This is a genomic window from Pseudomonas sp. 05T35 (assembly GCF_056396605.1).
This window is the reverse complement of the sequence record NZ_JBFTLU010000036.1, coordinates 1-16559: the sequence shown is the minus strand read 5'-3', so window position 1 is coordinate 16559 and position 16559 is coordinate 1. Positions and strand designations below refer to the sequence as shown.

Genomic DNA, 16559 nt, shown 5'->3' with positions numbered 1-16559 from the left:
GTTCTGCGGCTCCCAGGCGGGTAACTGGGCGACCGGTATCTGGTTCAACTGGCCAGTCATGCAGGCGGCGGTTCGCGTGAAGTACAACATCACGCCTGAGTTCTATGCGCAGATCGGCGCGTACAACCAGAACCCATCGCAACTGGAGCACGGTAACGGCTTCAAGCTCAGCGGCAGTGGTACCAAGGGTACCGTCTTGCCGGTCGAACTGGTCTGGTCGCCGAAGGTCAACAACCTGCCGGGCGAATACCGTGTCGGTTACTACAAGAGCACTGCCGACGCCAATGACGTCCGTAAAGACGACAATGGCGATGATGCAGCGACCACAGGCAAGGCCTTCCGCAGCCACGACAGCAAGCACGGCTACTGGTTTGTGGCGCAGCAACAACTCACCACCCACAACGGTGATGCTTCTCGCGGTCTGAACGTCGCGGCCAACGCTACTTTCCACGACAAGGACACCAACCTCGTCGACAACTACCAGTCGCTGATGTTTGTGTACAAGGGCCCATTCGACGCACGTCCAAAAGATGACGTCGGCATCGGTTTTGCCCGTATCCATGTCAACGATGACGTGAAGAAAAACGCCGAGTTGCTCAACGTCGCCAATGGTGTCAGCGACTACGACAATCCGCTGTTCTCGCCACTGCGTTCCACCGAGTACAACTACGAGATCAACTACGGTTTCCACGTTACCAACTGGCTGACTGTGCGTCCTAACCTGCAATACATCACTCACCCGGGCGGTGTTGATGAAGTCGACAACGCGCTGGTGGCCGGTTTGAAAATTCAGTCGGTGTTCTAACGCTGTTGCGATAAGCTCCTCTCCATGTGCGCATTTTTGCGGACAGCCAAGGCTGTCCGCTTTTTTTTGGGGCGGCGCAGCCCTGTAGCTCCTATTGGTATGGCAATGATTTTCAGGACCGCGGCACATGCTTGAGCATCCGCTACAACGCTTCTTCAAATCCCTGCGCGAGCGCCCGGTGTTTGCCTGGGAGCGCTATCAGCAGCGTGAGGTGCTGGTGATCGACCATCCGCTGTGTCAGGCGGTGTTCAGTCGTCAGGGTGCGCAGTTGCTGCATTTTCAGCCTACGGGTCAAAAGCCCTGGCTCTGGTGCGCGGCGAAGTGGCCGCAGGTCGGGGCGATTCGCGGTGGCGTGCCGGTGTGCTGGCCGTGGTATGGCCGTCATCCAAGCGAAAATGCCTGGCCGTCCCATGGTTGGGCGCGGTTGATCGACTGGAAGCTGATCGATAGCAGCACCGCTGACGACGGCGTGCGCCKGCATTGGCAATTGCAGCTGTGTGATTGGCAGGTGGACCTGCATGCGCACTTGGGTGAGCGCATGGATTTGCGCTTGAGCACCGAGCATCAGGACAGCCTGCCATGCCAGCTGAGTCATGCGTTGCACGCCTATTGGCGTATTGGCGACGTTGCCGAGATAGCGCTGTCTGGACTCGATGGTGCGCAAGGTTATGACCAGCTCAAGCGCCAGTTCTGCGAGCAAAAAGGCGAGTTGCGGGTGGAGGGTGGCTGTCAGCGGGTGTTCCAGCACGAGGGCGAATTACAGCTCAAGGACCACGCCTGGCAGCGCCAGTTGTGCATCGACACCGGCGACAGCGCGGATACCGTGGTCTGGCATCCGGGGTCACGGCCGCTGCTGGGAGTGAGCTGGAATGAGGTCTCGGAGTTTGTCTGTGTAGAGGCAGCCTGCGGAGGCACCGATAGCCTGAGCCTGGCACCGGGGGAGCGGGCACATTTGAGTTTGCAGGCGCGGATGGGAGCTTAGTTCAAGATGGCGCTGTTACGGCTGGCGCCATCGCGAGCAGGCTCGCTCCCACATTTGATCCGCGTGAACATAAATCCTGTGTACACCGAGATCCAATGTGGGAGCGAGCCTGCTCGCGATGAGGCCATAACAGCCAATAGAGCTTCTGGCCTAACTGAACTCATCCCCGATCGGATACCGGCTGGCGTTGAGGCTTTCCTTGATCTTGCGCAGGTGCGGCTGGAAGTCGACGCCGCGGCGCAGGGTCATGCCGGTGGCGAGCACGTCGAGCACGGTCAGCTGGATGATCCGCGACGTCATCGGCATGTAGATGTCGGTGTCTTCCGGCAGCGGGATGTTCAGGCTCAAGGTGCTGGCCTTGGCCAGTGGCGAACCTTCGGCCGTCAGACCCAGCACCGAGGCGCCGTTCTCACGGGCAATGCGCGCCACCTCGACCAGTTCGCGGGTGCGCCCGGTGTAGGAGATGATCACGAACAGTTCGCCCGTGTGGGCCACCGAGGCAATCATCCGCTGCATCAGCACGTCGGCGTGGGCGGTGACCGCCAGGTTGAAGCGGAAGAACTTGTGCTGCGCATCCAGCGCCACCGGGGCTGACGCGCCGAGGCCGAAGAAGTGGATCTGCCGGGCCTGGATCAGCAAATCCACGGCGCGGCTGATCAGGTTCGGGTCCAGAGCCTGACAGGCGCTGTCCAGCGATGCGATGGCGCTGCCAAAGATTTTCTGGGTGTAAGCTTCAGGATTGTCGTCGGCTTCCACTGCGCGACTGACATACGCCGCGCCGCTGGCCAGGCTTTGGGCCAGTTGCAGTTTGAGTTCCGGGTAGCCGCTGACACCGAACGAACGGCAGAAACGGTTGACCGTCGGCTCGCTGACCGAGGCGGCCTGGGCGAGGGCGGCAATACTGAAGCGAGTGGCCTGCTGCGGGTTGAGCAGGATCACTTCGGCGACCTTGCGTTCGGCCTTGTTCAGGTCTGCAAGGCGATTCTGGATTTGTTCCAGTAAATTTCGCACGCGGTCCATTTATGTTCCTTAGGTCGGCTATGCAGATTGGGCCTGTGAAGCGGCCCATAATGGTGGCCTATCCTACTGATGGCCCCGACCGACCACCACTCGGAATCTGTATTTTGGAAAAATGTTGTGTTTATTACTACATTTTTCCTTGAGCGATGCCTTAAAAAAAGGTATTTGTAGCTTAACTTGATAAAAGAACAAACATCATGCCTTCGATTACGGTTGAACCGTGCACCTTTGCCTTGTTCGGCGCCTTGGGCGATCTGGCCCTTCGCAAGCTGTTTCCTGCCTTGTACCAACTCGATGGCGCTGGCCTGCTACACGAGGACACGCGCATTATCGCACTGGCCCGTGAACCAGGCAGCGAGCAAGAGCACCTGGCCTTTATTGCCCGTGAACTGCGCCATTACGTTGATGCCAAGGAACTCGACGAAGCCGTGGTCGAGCGCTTCCTGGCACGCCTGACGTACCTGCATGTCGACTTCCTCAAGTCTGACGACTACGTCGCCCTGGCCGAGCTGGCCGGTTCGGCGCAGCGGATGATTGCCTACTTCGCGACGCCCGCTGCGGTGTACGGCGCGATTTGCGAGAACCTGGCGAAGGTCGGCCTGAGCGAAAACACCCGTGTGGTGCTGGAAAAGCCGATCGGTTCGGACCTCGAGTCGTCGCGCAAGGTCAACGACGCCGTGGCGCGGTACTTCCCGGAAAACCGCACGTACCGTATCGACCACTACCTGGGCAAAGAGACGGTCCAGAACCTGATCGCCCTGCGTTTCGSCAACAGCCTGTTCGAAACCCAGTGGAACCAGAACTACATTTCCCACGTGGAAATCACCGTCGCCGAGAAAGTCGGGATCGAGGGCCGTTGGGGCTACTTCGACAAGGCCGGCCAACTGCGCGACATGATTCAGAACCACTTGCTGCAGTTGCTGTGCCTGATCGCCATGGACCCGCCAGCGGATCTTTCGGCTGACAGCATCCGTGACGAGAAAGTCAAAGTGCTCAAGGCGCTGGCGCCGATCAGTCCGGAAGGCCTGACCACCCAGGTGGTGCGCGGCCAGTACATAGCCGGTCACAGCGAAGGCAAGTCGGTGCCGGGTTACCTGGAGGAGGAGAACTCCAACACCCAGAGCGATACCGAAACCTTCGTCGCCCTGCGTGCCGACATCCGCAACTGGCGTTGGGCGGGCGTGCCGTTTTACCTGCGTACCGGTAAACGCATGCCGCAGAAACTGTCGCAGATCGTCATCCACTTCAAGGAACCGTCGCACTACATCTTCGCTCCCGAGCAGCGCTTGCAGATCAGCAACAAGCTGATCATCCGCCTGCAACCGGACGAAGGTATTTCCTTGCGCGTGATGACCAAGGAACAAGGCCTGGACAAGGGCATGCAGCTGCGTAGCGGTCCGTTGCAGCTGAATTTTTCCGATACTTATCGCAGCGCGCGGATCCCCGATGCCTACGAGCGGTTGTTGCTGGAAGTGATGCGTGGCAATCAGAACCTGTTTGTCCGTAAAGATGAAATCGAAGCCGCGTGGAAGTGGTGTGACCAGTTGATCGCCGGGTGGAAGAAATCCGGTGATGCGCCCAAGCCGTATGCGGCGGGCTCCTGGGGACCGATGAGTTCCATTGCACTGATCACGCGGGACGGGAGGTCGTGGTATGGCGATATCTGAATTCAAACTGCCTCAGGGCGTCAGCGCTCATGAGTTTCGCAGCCCGGTGTTGCTGGCCGAAGGCTTGGCACTGAAGGTGGCCAAGCAACTCAGCGACGCTATCGATGCCCGAGGCGCCGCGACGCTGGTAGTCTCCGGCGGACGCAGCCCGGTGGCGTTTTTCCAGCACCTGGCCAAGCAGGCGCTGGACTGGTCCAAGGTCGTGGTGACCCTGGCGGACGAGCGCTGGGTACCGGTGGAACATGCCGACAGCAATGCCGGTCTGCTCAAGCGCTACCTGTTGCAAGGCCCGGCAGCCAAGGCGAAGTTCCTCAGCCTCTACAGCGCCACTGCCAACCTTGAACAGGCTGCCGAGCAGGCCGATCGCTTGCTCGCCGAGTTGCCGGCAATCGACGCGCTGGTGCTGGGGATGGGCGACGACGGTCACACCGCCTCGCTGTTCCCCAACAGCCCGAACCTCGCCGAAGCCTTGCGGCCCGACGGCACTCGCCGTTGCTGGCCGATGCTGGCGCCGACGGTGCCACATCAGCGCCTGACCATGAGTCGTGCGCTGCTGGCGTCGGCAAAGTTCACCGTGCTATCGATTTCCGGTCAGTCCAAGTTGACTACCCTGAGTGCCGCACTGGCCGGTGACGATGTCGCCGCAATGCCGATTCGTGCGTTTCTGAAACCCACGTTAGAGATTTACTGGTGCCCATGAACCAAGGATCAGCCGCTATGACAAACACTCAACCGACCGTTTCCATGGCGGACAAAGTTGCCCTGATCGACAGCCTCTGCGTCAAGGCGCGGATTCTGCCGGTGATCACCATTGCCCGCGAGCAAGACATTCTGCCACTGGCTGATGCCCTTGCCGCAGGTGGGTTGACGGCCCTGGAAGTGACCCTGCGTTCGCAGTTCGGCCTCAAGGCCATCCAGGTTCTGCGTGAGCAGCGTCCAGAGCTGGTCACCGGTGCTGGCACCGTGCTCGATCGCAACATGCTGGCCGTCGCTGAAGCTGCCGGTTCGCAGTTCATCGTGACCCCGGGCATAACCCGCGATCTGCTGGAAGCCAGCGTCGCCAGCCCGATTCCGCTGTTGCCGGGCATCAGCAACGCCTCCGGAATCATGGAGGGCTACGCCCTGGGCTATCGCCGCTTCAAGTTGTTCCCGGCGGAAGTCAGCGGTGGCGTGGCAGCGATCAAGGCCCTTGGCGGCCCGTTCGGCGAAGTGCGCTTCTGCCCGACTGGCGGTGTTGGCCCTGCCAACATCAAGAGTTACATGGCACTGAAAAACGTGATGTGCGTTGGCGGTAGCTGGATGCTTGATCCGGAGTGGATCAAGAACGGCGACTGGGCACGTATTCAGGAGTGCACCGCCGAGGCGCTGGCCCTGCTGGACTGATTGGTTTTACCGGCTTTTTTCTACGCAGAATCGTTGTAGTTGTGTTCTACGGCTTTACGGCGCACTTGGTCAGTGCGCCGTTTTTTTTTGCCTGCGGAAAAGCGGCGGCCCTGTAGCAGCTGTCGAGCCTGCGAGGCTGCGCAGCAGTCGTAAAATCAGGCGGCGGATTCTTCCAGGCAAACCGCATTCGCAGGATTTGCGAGGACTTCGCCCGAACGCGGTCCGCCTCTAACGCAGCCTCGCGGGCTCGACAGCTGCTACGGGGAGTTGGAACGCCTATAGCGGCATACATAGTTACCGCAACCCATCCCGGAGATCTGTTTATCCTTCGAGCAACTTATGGAGGAAAGCGACTCATGGAAGAACACGCAACAACCAAGGCAACCGGGCCAATCTGTTTATTGGCTCCCGAACAGATTGCCGGCCCGTACTTCAGAAACCCCAGGTTGATCCGAAGGAACATCAGTGAAGGTGCCAATGGCATTCCCTTGCTGCTCAAACTGAGCATTGTCGACGCCAGCACCTGCGAACCGGTGACGGATGCCCTGGTGGATATCTGGCAATGCAATGCACGAGGGGCCTATTCGGGCTGGAGCAAGATCAATCCGGACAAAGAGGTCGATGTCGGCGATATCGGCTCGGTTCCGCGTACCGATGACGACACTTATTTGCGCGGTGGGCAATTCACCGATCGCAAAGGCGTCGTCAGGTTTACCACGATTTATCCGGGGTTTTATGCGGGGCGCAGCGTGCACATCCATGTTGCCGTTCGAATCGTTACCGGCAGCAATCATCTGGAGGCGCGGCATGTTGCCTGGGTCGGCCAGCTGTACCTTCCCGAGGTGACGTCACGTTCGGTGCTGAATGCTAAAGATTACAGTGGGCGGAGCATTTCGCCGCTGCGCAACGATCAGGATGAGCTTTTTACCCAAATGCATGGGGAAGACTCGATACTGAAAATCCACACCATTGCCCGTGATTCCTGGGAAGACGGCTATTTCGGGCAGTTGACCATCGGGATCGACAAGCGCGCGATGTCTGCGCAGATCAAGCCCGAAGACTTCGACATCTATACCGYGTGAACACCAGCCTCGGTGTTCATCACCTCAACTCAGCTCGATCAGGGCCTGAGCCAGCAGCTGCATTTCCTGTGAGGTGTTGGTCAGGCCCGGTGTGATGCGAATACAGCTGCCGCACGCCGAACCGTTGCGGGTCACGGTGAACAGGTTGTAGTCATTGAGCAGGCGCTCGACCATCGCTTGCTGGTCGGCATGTCGGGTGAAGCGCATCGAGGTGATGCCGCAATACAGGCGCGGATCATCCGGGGTCATGACTTCAATGCCCTGCACATCGCGAACAGCCTTGACCCACAGATTGCGCAGGTAGTTAAGCCGTGCACCCTTGGCGGCTGCGCCACCGATGGAGCGATGTTCTTCGAACACCAGCGGCAAGGTCAGTAACGCCGGAATGTTTGGCGTACTGTAAGGCGTGCGCGAGCGGATGTCGGTGAGCGGAAAGTGAAACTCGTCCATGTCCGGATCGATATCGGGCAGACGCTGTGGTGCGATGTAGATGAACCCCAGGGTCAACGGTGCACCGATCCATTTGTGCAGGTTGTAGCCGGCAAAAGAGATGCCCAGGTCATCGAGGTTGAATTCGATCTGGCCGAGGGCGTGGGCGCCGTCGAGGATCACGTCGATCCCGTGCTCTTTGGCTGCGGCGGCGATCGCCTTGACCGGCATCACCAGGCCGGTGCGATGGGTGACGTGGGTCAGTGCCATCAGCTTGAGCCGTGGATAACGCACGAACGCCTCGCGGTAGGTCGCCACCAACGTCTCGAAGCTGGCGGGATGAGCATGCTCGATCTCGATCACTTCGACACCGCGATAGCGAGCCAGCCAGCGCATCGCACTTTTGACCGTGTCGTATTCCAGATCGCACAGCAGTACCTGATCGCCCGGTTGCAAGCCGTTGTAGTTGCGAATCAGCGATTGCAGTGCGTCCGAGGCGTTGCGTGTCAGGGCTACCGCTTCGGCGGGTACCTGCAAGAGCTCGGCCAGTTGCCCGCGTATTTTCACGCTTTCGAGTTTTTCGAAACGCTGGCGCACATGCACCGAGTTGCTGCGGTTGATGAGCTCGATGTTGCGTTGGTACTCCTCGACCACGGTACGCGACATGCGGCCGAAGTAACCATTCTCCAGATTGATCGGACCTGGCTGGACTTCGTAGCGGTCGGCGAACGTTTGCCAAAAAGCTTCATCAAGGGCGCGGCGCGTGTTTTCGGGCATGGGGGCGACTCGTTCTGTGGTTCAGTGGCGTGGCTTGGGTTTGCCATGTTTGGTGCGCAGCGGGTCGAGCAAGTCGGACAGGCCGTTGTGATCGATTTCCTGCATCAGGGCCAGCAAGCCACCCAGTTCGCCGTGGGGGAAACCCTCGCGGGCGAACCAGTTCAGGTATTGGCCGGGCAGGTCGGCAATGATGCGACCCTTGTATTTGCCGAAGGGCATTTCGCGGGTGACCAGCAGTTCAAGCTTTTCGGGATTCATCGATCGGTCGTCTTGATTCAAACAGTCTGGAAAATACAGGCATTCTGCATGCAGGCCAATTGACAGATCATGCAAATAACTCGGATGCAGATGTTTGGCTAAAAGTTAACATATTGAAATTTATCGTAAAAACTTCAATTCAAGGGCTGGCACACGTGATGCAACACCTTATGCGGCTCTCTCAACCCACGAGGAATTGAAAAATGACCGACATTAATAAAGAAGCGATTTCAGTCCTGAACGACCTGATCGAGACCAGCAAGGACGGTCAGGAAGGTTTCAAGACCTGCGCCCAGGACATCAAACAGCCTGAACTCAAGGCACTGTTTGTCAAACGCGCTGCCGACTGCGCCGCTGCCGTTGCCGAACTTCAAGGCACCGTGCGTTCGATGGGCGGCGATCCCGAGACCAAAACCAGCGTCAGCGGTGATTTGCATCGTCGTTGGGTTGACCTCAAATCATTGGTCACCGGCAAGGACGAAGAAGCGGTGCTCAACGAAGCCGAGCGTGGCGAGGACCATGCCCTGAAGGCTTACAAGGCAGCGATGGAGAAGATCAACAAACACAATCTGGTGGGGATTCGTGATCTGGTCGAACGTCAGTATCACGGTGCGCAACGCAATCACGATCAGGTCAAAGCCTTGCGTAACCAGGCTCGCGCCCGCTCGTAAGGTTGTCAAAAACGCCTGAGATCAAAAGATCGTCCGAACGCGGACGATCTTTTGGGGCCTTGCGATCAGCCGATGCTGATAGCGGGCAATGTCGGCAAGGTCACGGTCTGTTGCTTGCGTGGTGCGAGGATCTCGGCCTCGCCGTCCACGACCAGCTCATCGCGCTGGTTGAATACCCGAGTGGCGATGCGCACGCGGAATTTCGGCAGTTTTTCGAGGATTTCCAGGCGTACGGTCAGGGTGTCGCCGATTTTTACCGGCTTCTGAAAGCTCATTTGCTGACCGATATAAATAGTCCCCGGTCCAGGCAGCTCGCAGGCGACAGCGGCGCTGATCAGCGCACCGCTGAACATGCCGTGGGCGATGCGTTCCTTGAACATGCTCGCTGCCGCAAACTCGGGGTCCAGGTGCACCGGGTTGTGGTCTCCGGACATCGCCGCGAACAGCTGAATATCGCGTTCCTCGACGGTCTTGCTGTAGCTGGCGGTCTGGCCGACTTCGAGGGCTTCGTACGGGGTATTGGTAACCTGGGTCATATGTCTTGAATCCTGTGACGAGTTAAGTGAAATAGGCTCTGTACGAAAACTGCCTGCGCGTCGACCAGGCTGCGTTAAAAACAGGCTCGGAATGCTCATTTAGAGGCCTAAACTCCGCTTCCTCGCCTGTTTTTGCCTTGCCTGATCGCCGCTCGGCTAGTTTTCGTACAGACCCTAACCAAACATTATTCGGTTCGGGGTGGCCGGCGATGGCTCAGTGCCTCAGCCAGCCATTTGAGCAGGTCCGCGGTCACTTCATCGCGGTTGCTCTCGTTGAACAGTTCGTGCCGGGCTTGCGGGTAGATATTCAGTTGCATGCACTGGTTGCCGGCGCCGCGCAGTGCGTCGGCCAGAGCCTTGAGACGTTTGCCTTCGCTCACCGGATCACATTCACCACCGATCACCAGCAACGGCAGGCCCGGATCGATCTCCGCGAGATTGGACGCTTTGCTGATTTGCTGCAAGCCGCCGAGCAGGTCGATCCACAGCTGATTGGTACAACGGTAGCCGCAGAGCGGGTCGTGGACGTACTTGTCGACTTCGTCCGGGTCGCGGCTGAGCCAGTCAAACCGGGTGCGATGAGGCTTGAAGGGCTTGTTGAATGAACCGAACGACAACCACTCGATCAATGCACTGCGACCGGTAGGCCCCTGGCGCCAGCRTTCGAAACGCGCAATCAGGCGCGCTATTCGGTAGAGCGCGACGGGCTGGAAGTTCGAGCCACTGAGCACGGCAGCGTGCAGGCTGGCGCTGTGATGCAGCAGGTACGCCTGAGCGATGTAACTGCCCATGCTGTGGCCCAGCAGCACGATCGGCACGCCCGGATGGTGTTGGCCGATGTGTTGGTTAAGGCTGGCCAGGTCTCCGACCACTTTGAGCCAACCGTCCTTGTCCGCAAAATGCCCGAGCACACCGTGTTCGGCGGTTTTGCCATGGCCGCGCTGGTCCAGCGCATAGACGCCATAACCCTCGGCACATAAAGCCTGCGCCAGCCGGGCGTAACGACCGCTGTGTTCGGCCATACCGTGGGACAGCAGAATCACCGCCTTCAGCGAGCCTTCAGGCAGCCACTGGTTGACGAAAAGTCGACTGTGATCGCTCGCGGTCAACCAGAATGTGTCGTGGATCATGGCGATTCCTTTGCACGGTTTTGTTTAGGCGCGGCGTCGTTGCATTGTATAGCTCATCAACCGCAGGGCGTGCGATGTGGGTATCCCTCAGCAGCAAGATTCACGCTGTCAATGAGGCCGGTGCGTATATTTGCCTGAATCACCATAGCTGCTAGTGTCCCAGAAGCCCCGCTTTTCAGCGTCACGGAGAGGCGGCCCGGATTCGCTCAGGTAAAGAGGACAAGTACAATGCAACCTGATTTCTGGAATGACAAACGCCCGGCCGGCGTACCCAATGATATCGAACCGGGTGCCTACAAGTCGGTGATCGAGGTGTTCGAGCGTTCCTGCAAGAAATTCGCTGACCGTCCGGCGTTCAGCAATATGGGTGTGACGCTCACCTATGCCGAACTTGAGCGCTACAGCGCGGCGTTCGCTGGCTACCTGCAAACACAGACCGACCTGCTGCCCGGTGATCGCATCGCGGTGCAGATGCCCAATGTCCTGCATTACCCGATTGCCGTGTTCGGCGCGTTGCGAGCCGGGCTGATTGTGGTCAACACCAACCCGCTGTACACCGCGCGTGAGATGCGTCACCAGTTCAAGGACTCCGGTGCCCGGGCGCTGGTGTACCTGAACATGTTCGGGCAGAAGGTCCAGGAAGTACTGCCCGACACCGAGATTCAGTACCTGATCGAAGCGAAGATGGGCGACCTGATGCCGACCGCCAAGGGCTGGTTGATCAATACCGTGGTCGACAAGGTCAAGAAGATGGTCCCGACTTATGACCTGCCGCAGGCGATTTCCTTCAAGAGCGCGTTGCACCTGGGTCGCGGTCAAGGCATCAAGCCATTGAAGGTCAGCCTCGACGATGTCGCCGTGCTGCAATACACCGGCGGCACTACCGGGCTGGCCAAGGGCGCGATGCTGACCCACGGCAATCTGGTCGCCAACATGCAGCAGGCCCGGGCTTGCCTCGGCCAGTTCGGCAGCGATGGCAAACCGCTGTTGCGCGAAGGCCAGGAAGTGATGATCGCGCCGCTGCCGCTGTACCATATCTATGCCTTCACGGCGAACTGCATGTGCATGATGGTGACCGGCAACCACAATGTGTTGATCACCAATCCACGGGATATCGCCGGCTTCATCAAAGAGCTGAAAAACTGGCGGTTCTCGGCGCTGCTGGGGCTCAACACGCTGTTCGTCGCGCTGATGGATCATCCGGACTTCAAGACCCTGGACTTCTCCAGCCTCAAACTCACCAACTCCGGCGGCACCGCACTGGTCAAGGCCACCGCCGAACGCTGGGAGCAGATAACCGGTTGCCGGATCACCGAAGGCTACGGCTTGACCGAAACCTCGCCAGTGGCCTGCACCAATCCGTATGGCGACAAGTCACGCATTGGCACGGTCGGCCTGCCGGTGCCGGGCACCACGTTGAAAGTCATCAATGATGACGGTGTCGAACAGCCCTTGGGCGAGCGCGGCGAGTTGTGCATCAAGGGCCCGCAAATCATGAAAGGCTACTGGCAGAAGCCCGAAGCCACTGCCGAGGTGCTGGATGCCGAGGGCTGGTTCAAGTCTGGCGACATTGCGGTGATCGACCCGGACGGGTTCGTACGGATTGTCGATCGCAAGAAAGACATGATCATCGTCTCGGGTTTCAACGTGTACCCGAACGAAATCGAGGACGTGGTCATGGCGCACCCGAAAGTCGCCAACTGCGCGGTGATCGGCGTGCCGGACGAACGCTCCGGGGAAGCGGTGAAGCTCTTCGTGGTGGCGCGTGAAGCGGGGGTCAGCCTTGAAGAGCTGAAGGCCTACTGCAAGGAAAACTTCACCGCCTACAAGGTGCCCAAGCACATTGTGCTGCGTGAGTCGCTGCCGATGACGCCGGTGGGCAAGATCCTGCGACGGGAGCTGCGCGATATCGCTTGATACCTGAAGGCTGCGCTTCGCGCATTCGCGGGCAAGCCCGCTCCCACAGGGGTCAATGCTGACCTTGTGGGAGCGGGCTTGCCCGCGATGCTTTTAGGGGGGAGACGCCTGTTCCAGAGGGGTTTAAGGCGTTATAGAATTTTTGCTCTAAAATTGACCATTTGATAGTCTTGAGTCATTAAGGTGACTGTATGGGCTTCTTTTGGCTCTAGTAGGGCCTTGGCAAAGCTGCTACTCTCGGCGCGCTTTGTGACTTCCCGGCCAGGGTAGAACGCCGGATTCACCAAAAACACACACCAATAATAATCGCATCAAATGCGGTGAAGAATTCGCGTTGCTGAGGAGTGGGCTTCCATGATCGAAGACTTTTGGAAGGATAAGTACCCAGCTGGAATTGCTGCCGAAATCAATCCAGACGAGTATCCGAATATTCAGGCAGTGTTAAAGCAATCCTGCCAACGCTTCGCTAACAAACCGGCCTTTAGTAACCTCGGCAAGACACTCACCTACGGTGAGCTGTACGAATTGTCCGGTGCTTTTGCCGCTTACCTGCAACAGCATACCGATTTGCAGCCGGGCGATCGAATTGCCGTACAACTGCCAAACCTGCTGCAATACCCGATCGCCGTATTTGGTGCCATCCGTGCCGGCTTGATCGTGGTCAACACCAACCCGCTGTACACCGCGCGGGAAATGGAACACCAATTCAACGATTCCGGCGCCAAGGCGCTGGTGTGCCTGGCGAACATGGCGCACCTGGCCGAGGCCGTGGTGCCCAAGACGGGCGTCAAGCACGTCATCGTCACCGAAGTGGCCGACCTGCTGCCACCGCTCAAGCGCCTGCTGATCAACAGCGTCATCAAGTACGTGAAGAAGATGGTCCCGGCTTATCACCTGCCCAAGGCCGTCAAGTTCAATGAGGTGTTGAGCAAAGGCCACGGCCAGCCGGTGACCGAAGCCAACCCGGCCAGCAGCGACGTTGCCGTGCTGCAATACACCGGCGGCACCACCGGCGTGGCCAAGGGTGCAATGCTGACCCACCGCAACCTGGTGGCGAACATGATGCAGTGCCGGGCGCTGATGGGGTCCAACCTGAATGAAGGGTGCGAAATCCTCATCACGCCGTTGCCGCTGTACCACATCTATGCCTTCACCTTTCATTGCATGGCGATGATGCTGATCGGCAACCACAACATCCTGATCAGCAACCCGCGCGACCTGTCGGCGATGGTCAAGGAGCTGTCGAAGTGGAAGTTCAGTGGTTTCGTCGGCCTGAACACCTTGTTCGTGGCGCTGTGCAACAACGAAGCGTTCCGCAAACTGGACTTCTCAGGCCTGAAAATCACCCTGTCCGGTGGCATGGCCCTGCAACTGGCCGCTGCCGAACGCTGGAAAGCCGTCACCGGATGCGCCATCTGTGAAGGTTACGGCATGACCGAAACCAGCCCGGTAGCCACCGTCAATCCAAACCAGAACATTCAGTTGGGGACGATCGGTATTCCGGTTCCGTCGACCCTGTGCAAAGTCATCGACGATGCCGGCGTTGAACAGCCTGTGGGAGAAATCGGTGAGCTGTGCGTGAAAGGTCCGCAAGTGATGAAAGGCTACTGGCAGCGCCAGGAAGCCACCGACGAAATCCTGGACAGCGAAGGCTGGTTGAAGACCGGTGACATCGCGCTGATCCAGCCAGACGGCTACATGCGCATTGTCGATCGCAAGAAAGACATGATTCTGGTCTCCGGTTTCAACGTCTATCCGAACGAGCTCGAAGACGTACTGGCGACCTTGCCGGGCGTACTGCAATGCGCAGCCATTGGTATACCGGACGAGAAGTCGGGCGAGGCGATCAAGATTTTCATCGTCGCCAAACCGGGGGTAACCCTGACCAAAGAGCAGGTGATGACACACATGCGTGCCAATGTCACCGGTTACAAAGTGCCGAAAGCCATCGAGTTCCGCGATGCGCTACCGACCACCAACGTCGGCAAGATCCTGCGCCGCGAACTGCGTGACGAAGAGCTGAAGAAACTTGGCTTGAAGAAGGTCAGCGCATAAAACAAAAGCCCCGCAGATGCGGGGCTTTTTGTTTCTTCAGATCTTTTGCTGTCAGAGGCGGAACTGCGCGAAATTGACGTTGGTGCCAGCCGGGCGCATGTCCTGAAGGTACGAGTCCTTGTCGGCACTCAGTTCCAGGCTCAGGGCCGCCTTGCGCTTGCCTTCATTGCGCACCACCAGGCCTTCGAGTTTCTCGCGCAGGAACACCGTCGGCACTTTCAGGTGCAGCAGTTCGTCGGTGGCGGGTGTATGCATCAGCAGGTGAACCCACTCGTACTGACCAATGGCCAGGCGCGCAACCGGGATATCAAACCACCAGATATTGCGGTTGCGGTTCAATTCGGTGAAATGGCAGTTGTTGACGCCAAGCACTGCACCGCCGAGTTCCTGGTTTCTGCGGGCAATGGCCTGCTTTTTATCGAGTTTCATAACGTTCCTACGGGATTGGATCTTCAGCGCCACGGCCTGAATACGTTGCGCATTCTCGGGGCAAAGCCCGCAAACATAAAGCCCAACCTGCATGTGCTGATGAAATGACCGGGCGAAAATAAATGAAACTCTGTGCAACGTCCTCAGGTCAACCTCTACGTAGTCACTGACCTTTGAGTGTTCACAGGAGAAATACCATGAGCAGCACTGGCGATAAAGTTAAAGGCCTGGCCAACGAAGCGGTCGGCAACGTCAAGCAAGGTGTGGGTAAAGCCACCGACAATCCCAAGTTGCGAGCCGAAGGCAAGCTTCAGGAGAAGAAAGGCGAAGCCCAGCAAGCGCTCGGCAAGGCCAAAGATGCGATCAAGAAAACCATCGATAAAGCCTGATCCGATAGCCCGCGTTAATACACCGCGACGGCCATCCACGGATGGCCGTTTTTATGTCGACTTTTATTGTTCATTTTCCCCGAAATTGTTCCAAGGTCGCCAAGTAGGTTACTTTGATGTAGAAAACGGCCCCTGAGTCGCTCCCGACTTCAACCCTTTTGCGGCGAAAGGAGACGCTATGATGTTCCCGGAGTTGAAAGGCTTGCCCTTGCACCGCGTGATGATGCGCACCGTCACCGAGTTTATTAATGACGAGATGTCGACGTATGCCTCGGCGCTGGCCTATCAGATGCTGTTCTCGCTGTTTCCCTTCATTCTGTTCCTGATTGCCCTGATCGGTTTCCTGCACCTGCCGGATTTCTTTTCCTGGCTGCGCCTTCAGTCAGAGCTGGTATTGCCGCCGCAAGCGCTGGAGCAAGTGAACCCGGTGATCGACCAGCTCCAGCAATCGAAGGGTGGATTGCTTTCGGTGGGTATCGTCATCGCCCTGTGGACCGCCTCGGCGGGTGTGCGGCTGATGATGAGCGCGATGAACGCGGCCTACGATGTGGTCGAAGGCCGGCCGATCTGGAAGCGTTTCCCGCTGTCGATTTTCTATACCGTTGGCGTTGCCGGCATGCTGCTGGTCGCTGCGGCCTTGATGGTGCTCGGCCCGCAGGTGATGGAATGGATTGCGTCGCAGATCGGCATGGAAGAATTCATCGTCACGTTGTGGACGATACTGCGCTGGCCGGTGATCGTCATTTTGCTGATGGTTGCGGTTGCGTTGATTTATTACGTGATGCCTGATGTGAAACAGCGGTTTCGCTTCATCACGCCGGGCTCGGTGCTGGCGGTGGTGGTGTGGATCGTCGCTTCGCTGGGTTTTGGTTACTACGTCAAGACCTTCGCCAACTACAATGCCATGTATGGCAGTATCGGCGCGATTATCGTGTTGTTGCTGTACTTCTATATTTCCGCTGCAGTGCTGTTGCTCGGCGCGGAAATGAATGCGGTGATCGATCACATGTCGAGCGAAGGCAAGCATCC

The 16559-nt window shown here is 58.3% G+C and carries 17 protein-coding genes; 11 read left to right on the top strand and 6 right to left on the bottom strand.

The window, feature by feature from the left end; translation table 11 throughout:
* Both AC1DH9_RS04850 and AC1DH9_RS04845 read left to right on the top strand, forming a co-directional pair.
* Positions 1-805 (top strand): carbohydrate porin (locus tag AC1DH9_RS04850; protein ID WP_477807870.1); only part of this gene is annotated, 805 nt, incomplete at its 5' end.
* Positions 806-932: 127 nt separating this feature from the next.
* Positions 933-1787, top strand: a complete 855-nt coding sequence (locus AC1DH9_RS04845; protein WP_477807869.1) for a D-hexose-6-phosphate mutarotase — start codon at positions 933-935, stop codon at positions 1785-1787.
* A 150-nt stretch (positions 1788-1937) separates the two neighbouring features.
* On the opposite strand, the gene AC1DH9_RS04840 is transcribed toward AC1DH9_RS04845, so the two are convergent.
* Complete coding sequence (locus AC1DH9_RS04840) at positions 1938-2798, bottom strand: MurR/RpiR family transcriptional regulator (RefSeq protein WP_173859948.1); 861 nt, start codon at positions 2796-2798, stop codon at positions 1938-1940.
* 206 nt (positions 2799-3004) lie between these two features.
* Here AC1DH9_RS04840 and zwf point away from each other — a divergent pair, with 206 nt between their 5' ends.
* The 4 genes from zwf (at position 3005) to AC1DH9_RS04820 (ending at position 6939) form a co-directional block, all read left to right on the top strand.
* The gene (gene zwf / locus AC1DH9_RS04835) at positions 3005-4474 is read left to right on the top strand and encodes a glucose-6-phosphate dehydrogenase (RefSeq protein ID WP_477807868.1); all 1470 of its coding nucleotides are present in this window, start codon (positions 3005-3007) and stop codon (positions 4472-4474) included.
* Positions 4461-5174, top strand: a complete 714-nt coding sequence (pgl, locus tag AC1DH9_RS04830) for a 6-phosphogluconolactonase (RefSeq protein ID WP_427532094.1) — start codon at positions 4461-4463, stop codon at positions 5172-5174. The genes zwf and pgl overlap by 14 nt, the downstream gene beginning before the upstream one ends.
* A gap of 17 nt (positions 5175-5191) precedes the next feature.
* Positions 5192-5857 carry a bifunctional 4-hydroxy-2-oxoglutarate aldolase/2-dehydro-3-deoxy-phosphogluconate aldolase gene (locus tag AC1DH9_RS04825; RefSeq protein WP_477806164.1) on the top strand — a complete coding sequence of 222 codons (666 nt, stop codon included), beginning with the start codon at positions 5192-5194 and terminating at the stop codon, positions 5855-5857.
* A 356-nt stretch (positions 5858-6213) separates the two neighbouring features.
* Positions 6214-6939 carry an intradiol ring-cleavage dioxygenase gene (locus AC1DH9_RS04820; RefSeq protein WP_477807867.1) on the top strand — a complete coding sequence of 242 codons (726 nt, stop codon included), beginning with the start codon at positions 6214-6216 and terminating at the stop codon, positions 6937-6939.
* A 24-nt stretch (positions 6940-6963) separates the two neighbouring features.
* On the opposite strand, the gene AC1DH9_RS04815 is transcribed toward AC1DH9_RS04820, so the two are convergent.
* Positions 6964-8145 (bottom strand): aminotransferase class V-fold PLP-dependent enzyme, encoded by a 1182-nt coding sequence (locus AC1DH9_RS04815; protein ID WP_427536053.1) that lies wholly within the window; start codon positions 8143-8145, stop codon positions 6964-6966.
* Between the two features lie 21 nt (positions 8146-8166).
* On the bottom strand, positions 8167-8403 hold the full coding sequence (locus AC1DH9_RS04810) for a DUF3820 family protein (protein ID WP_427536051.1): 237 nt from the start codon (positions 8401-8403) through the stop codon (positions 8167-8169).
* Positions 8404-8606: 203 nt separating this feature from the next.
* On the opposite strand from AC1DH9_RS04810, the gene AC1DH9_RS04805 reads away from it, so the two are divergent.
* Complete coding sequence (locus AC1DH9_RS04805; RefSeq protein WP_427536049.1) at positions 8607-9074, top strand: ferritin-like domain-containing protein; 468 nt, start codon at positions 8607-8609, stop codon at positions 9072-9074.
* A gap of 65 nt (positions 9075-9139) precedes the next feature.
* On the opposite strand, the gene AC1DH9_RS04800 is transcribed toward AC1DH9_RS04805, so the two are convergent.
* Together AC1DH9_RS04800 and AC1DH9_RS04795 are read right to left on the bottom strand one after the other, a co-directional pair.
* Positions 9140-9610: a MaoC family dehydratase gene (locus tag AC1DH9_RS04800; RefSeq protein WP_054593675.1), complete on the bottom strand. Its 471-nt coding sequence runs from the start codon at positions 9608-9610 to the stop codon at positions 9140-9142.
* 185 nt (positions 9611-9795) lie between these two features.
* Positions 9796-10740 carry a lysophospholipase gene (locus tag AC1DH9_RS04795; protein WP_477807866.1) on the bottom strand — a complete coding sequence of 315 codons (945 nt, stop codon included), beginning with the start codon at positions 10738-10740 and terminating at the stop codon, positions 9796-9798.
* A 228-nt stretch (positions 10741-10968) separates the two neighbouring features.
* On the opposite strand from AC1DH9_RS04795, the gene fadD2 reads away from it, so the two are divergent.
* The gene (fadD2, locus tag AC1DH9_RS04790; RefSeq protein ID WP_427536045.1) at positions 10969-12657 is read left to right on the top strand and encodes a long-chain-fatty-acid--CoA ligase FadD2; all 1689 of its coding nucleotides are present in this window, start codon (positions 10969-10971) and stop codon (positions 12655-12657) included.
* Positions 12658-13011: 354 nt separating this feature from the next.
* Entirely contained in the window at positions 13012-14712 is a 1701-nt protein-coding gene (gene fadD1, locus AC1DH9_RS04785; protein WP_427536043.1) for a long-chain-fatty-acid--CoA ligase FadD1, read from the top strand.
* A gap of 51 nt (positions 14713-14763) precedes the next feature.
* Here the strand turns inward: fadD1 and AC1DH9_RS04780 are convergent, their stop codons facing one another.
* Positions 14764-15141, bottom strand: a complete 378-nt coding sequence (locus tag AC1DH9_RS04780; protein WP_071553721.1) for a hypothetical protein — start codon at positions 15139-15141, stop codon at positions 14764-14766.
* A 197-nt stretch (positions 15142-15338) separates the two neighbouring features.
* Between AC1DH9_RS04780 and AC1DH9_RS04775 the strand changes: the two genes are divergently transcribed.
* Both AC1DH9_RS04775 and AC1DH9_RS04770 read left to right on the top strand, forming a co-directional pair.
* Positions 15339-15530, top strand: coding sequence for a CsbD family protein (locus AC1DH9_RS04775; protein WP_427532081.1), 192 nt, complete (start codon positions 15339-15341; stop codon positions 15528-15530).
* Between the two features lie 178 nt (positions 15531-15708).
* On the top strand, positions 15709-16559 hold an 851-nt coding region (locus AC1DH9_RS04770), incomplete at its 3' end, for a YihY/virulence factor BrkB family protein (RefSeq protein ID WP_477807865.1).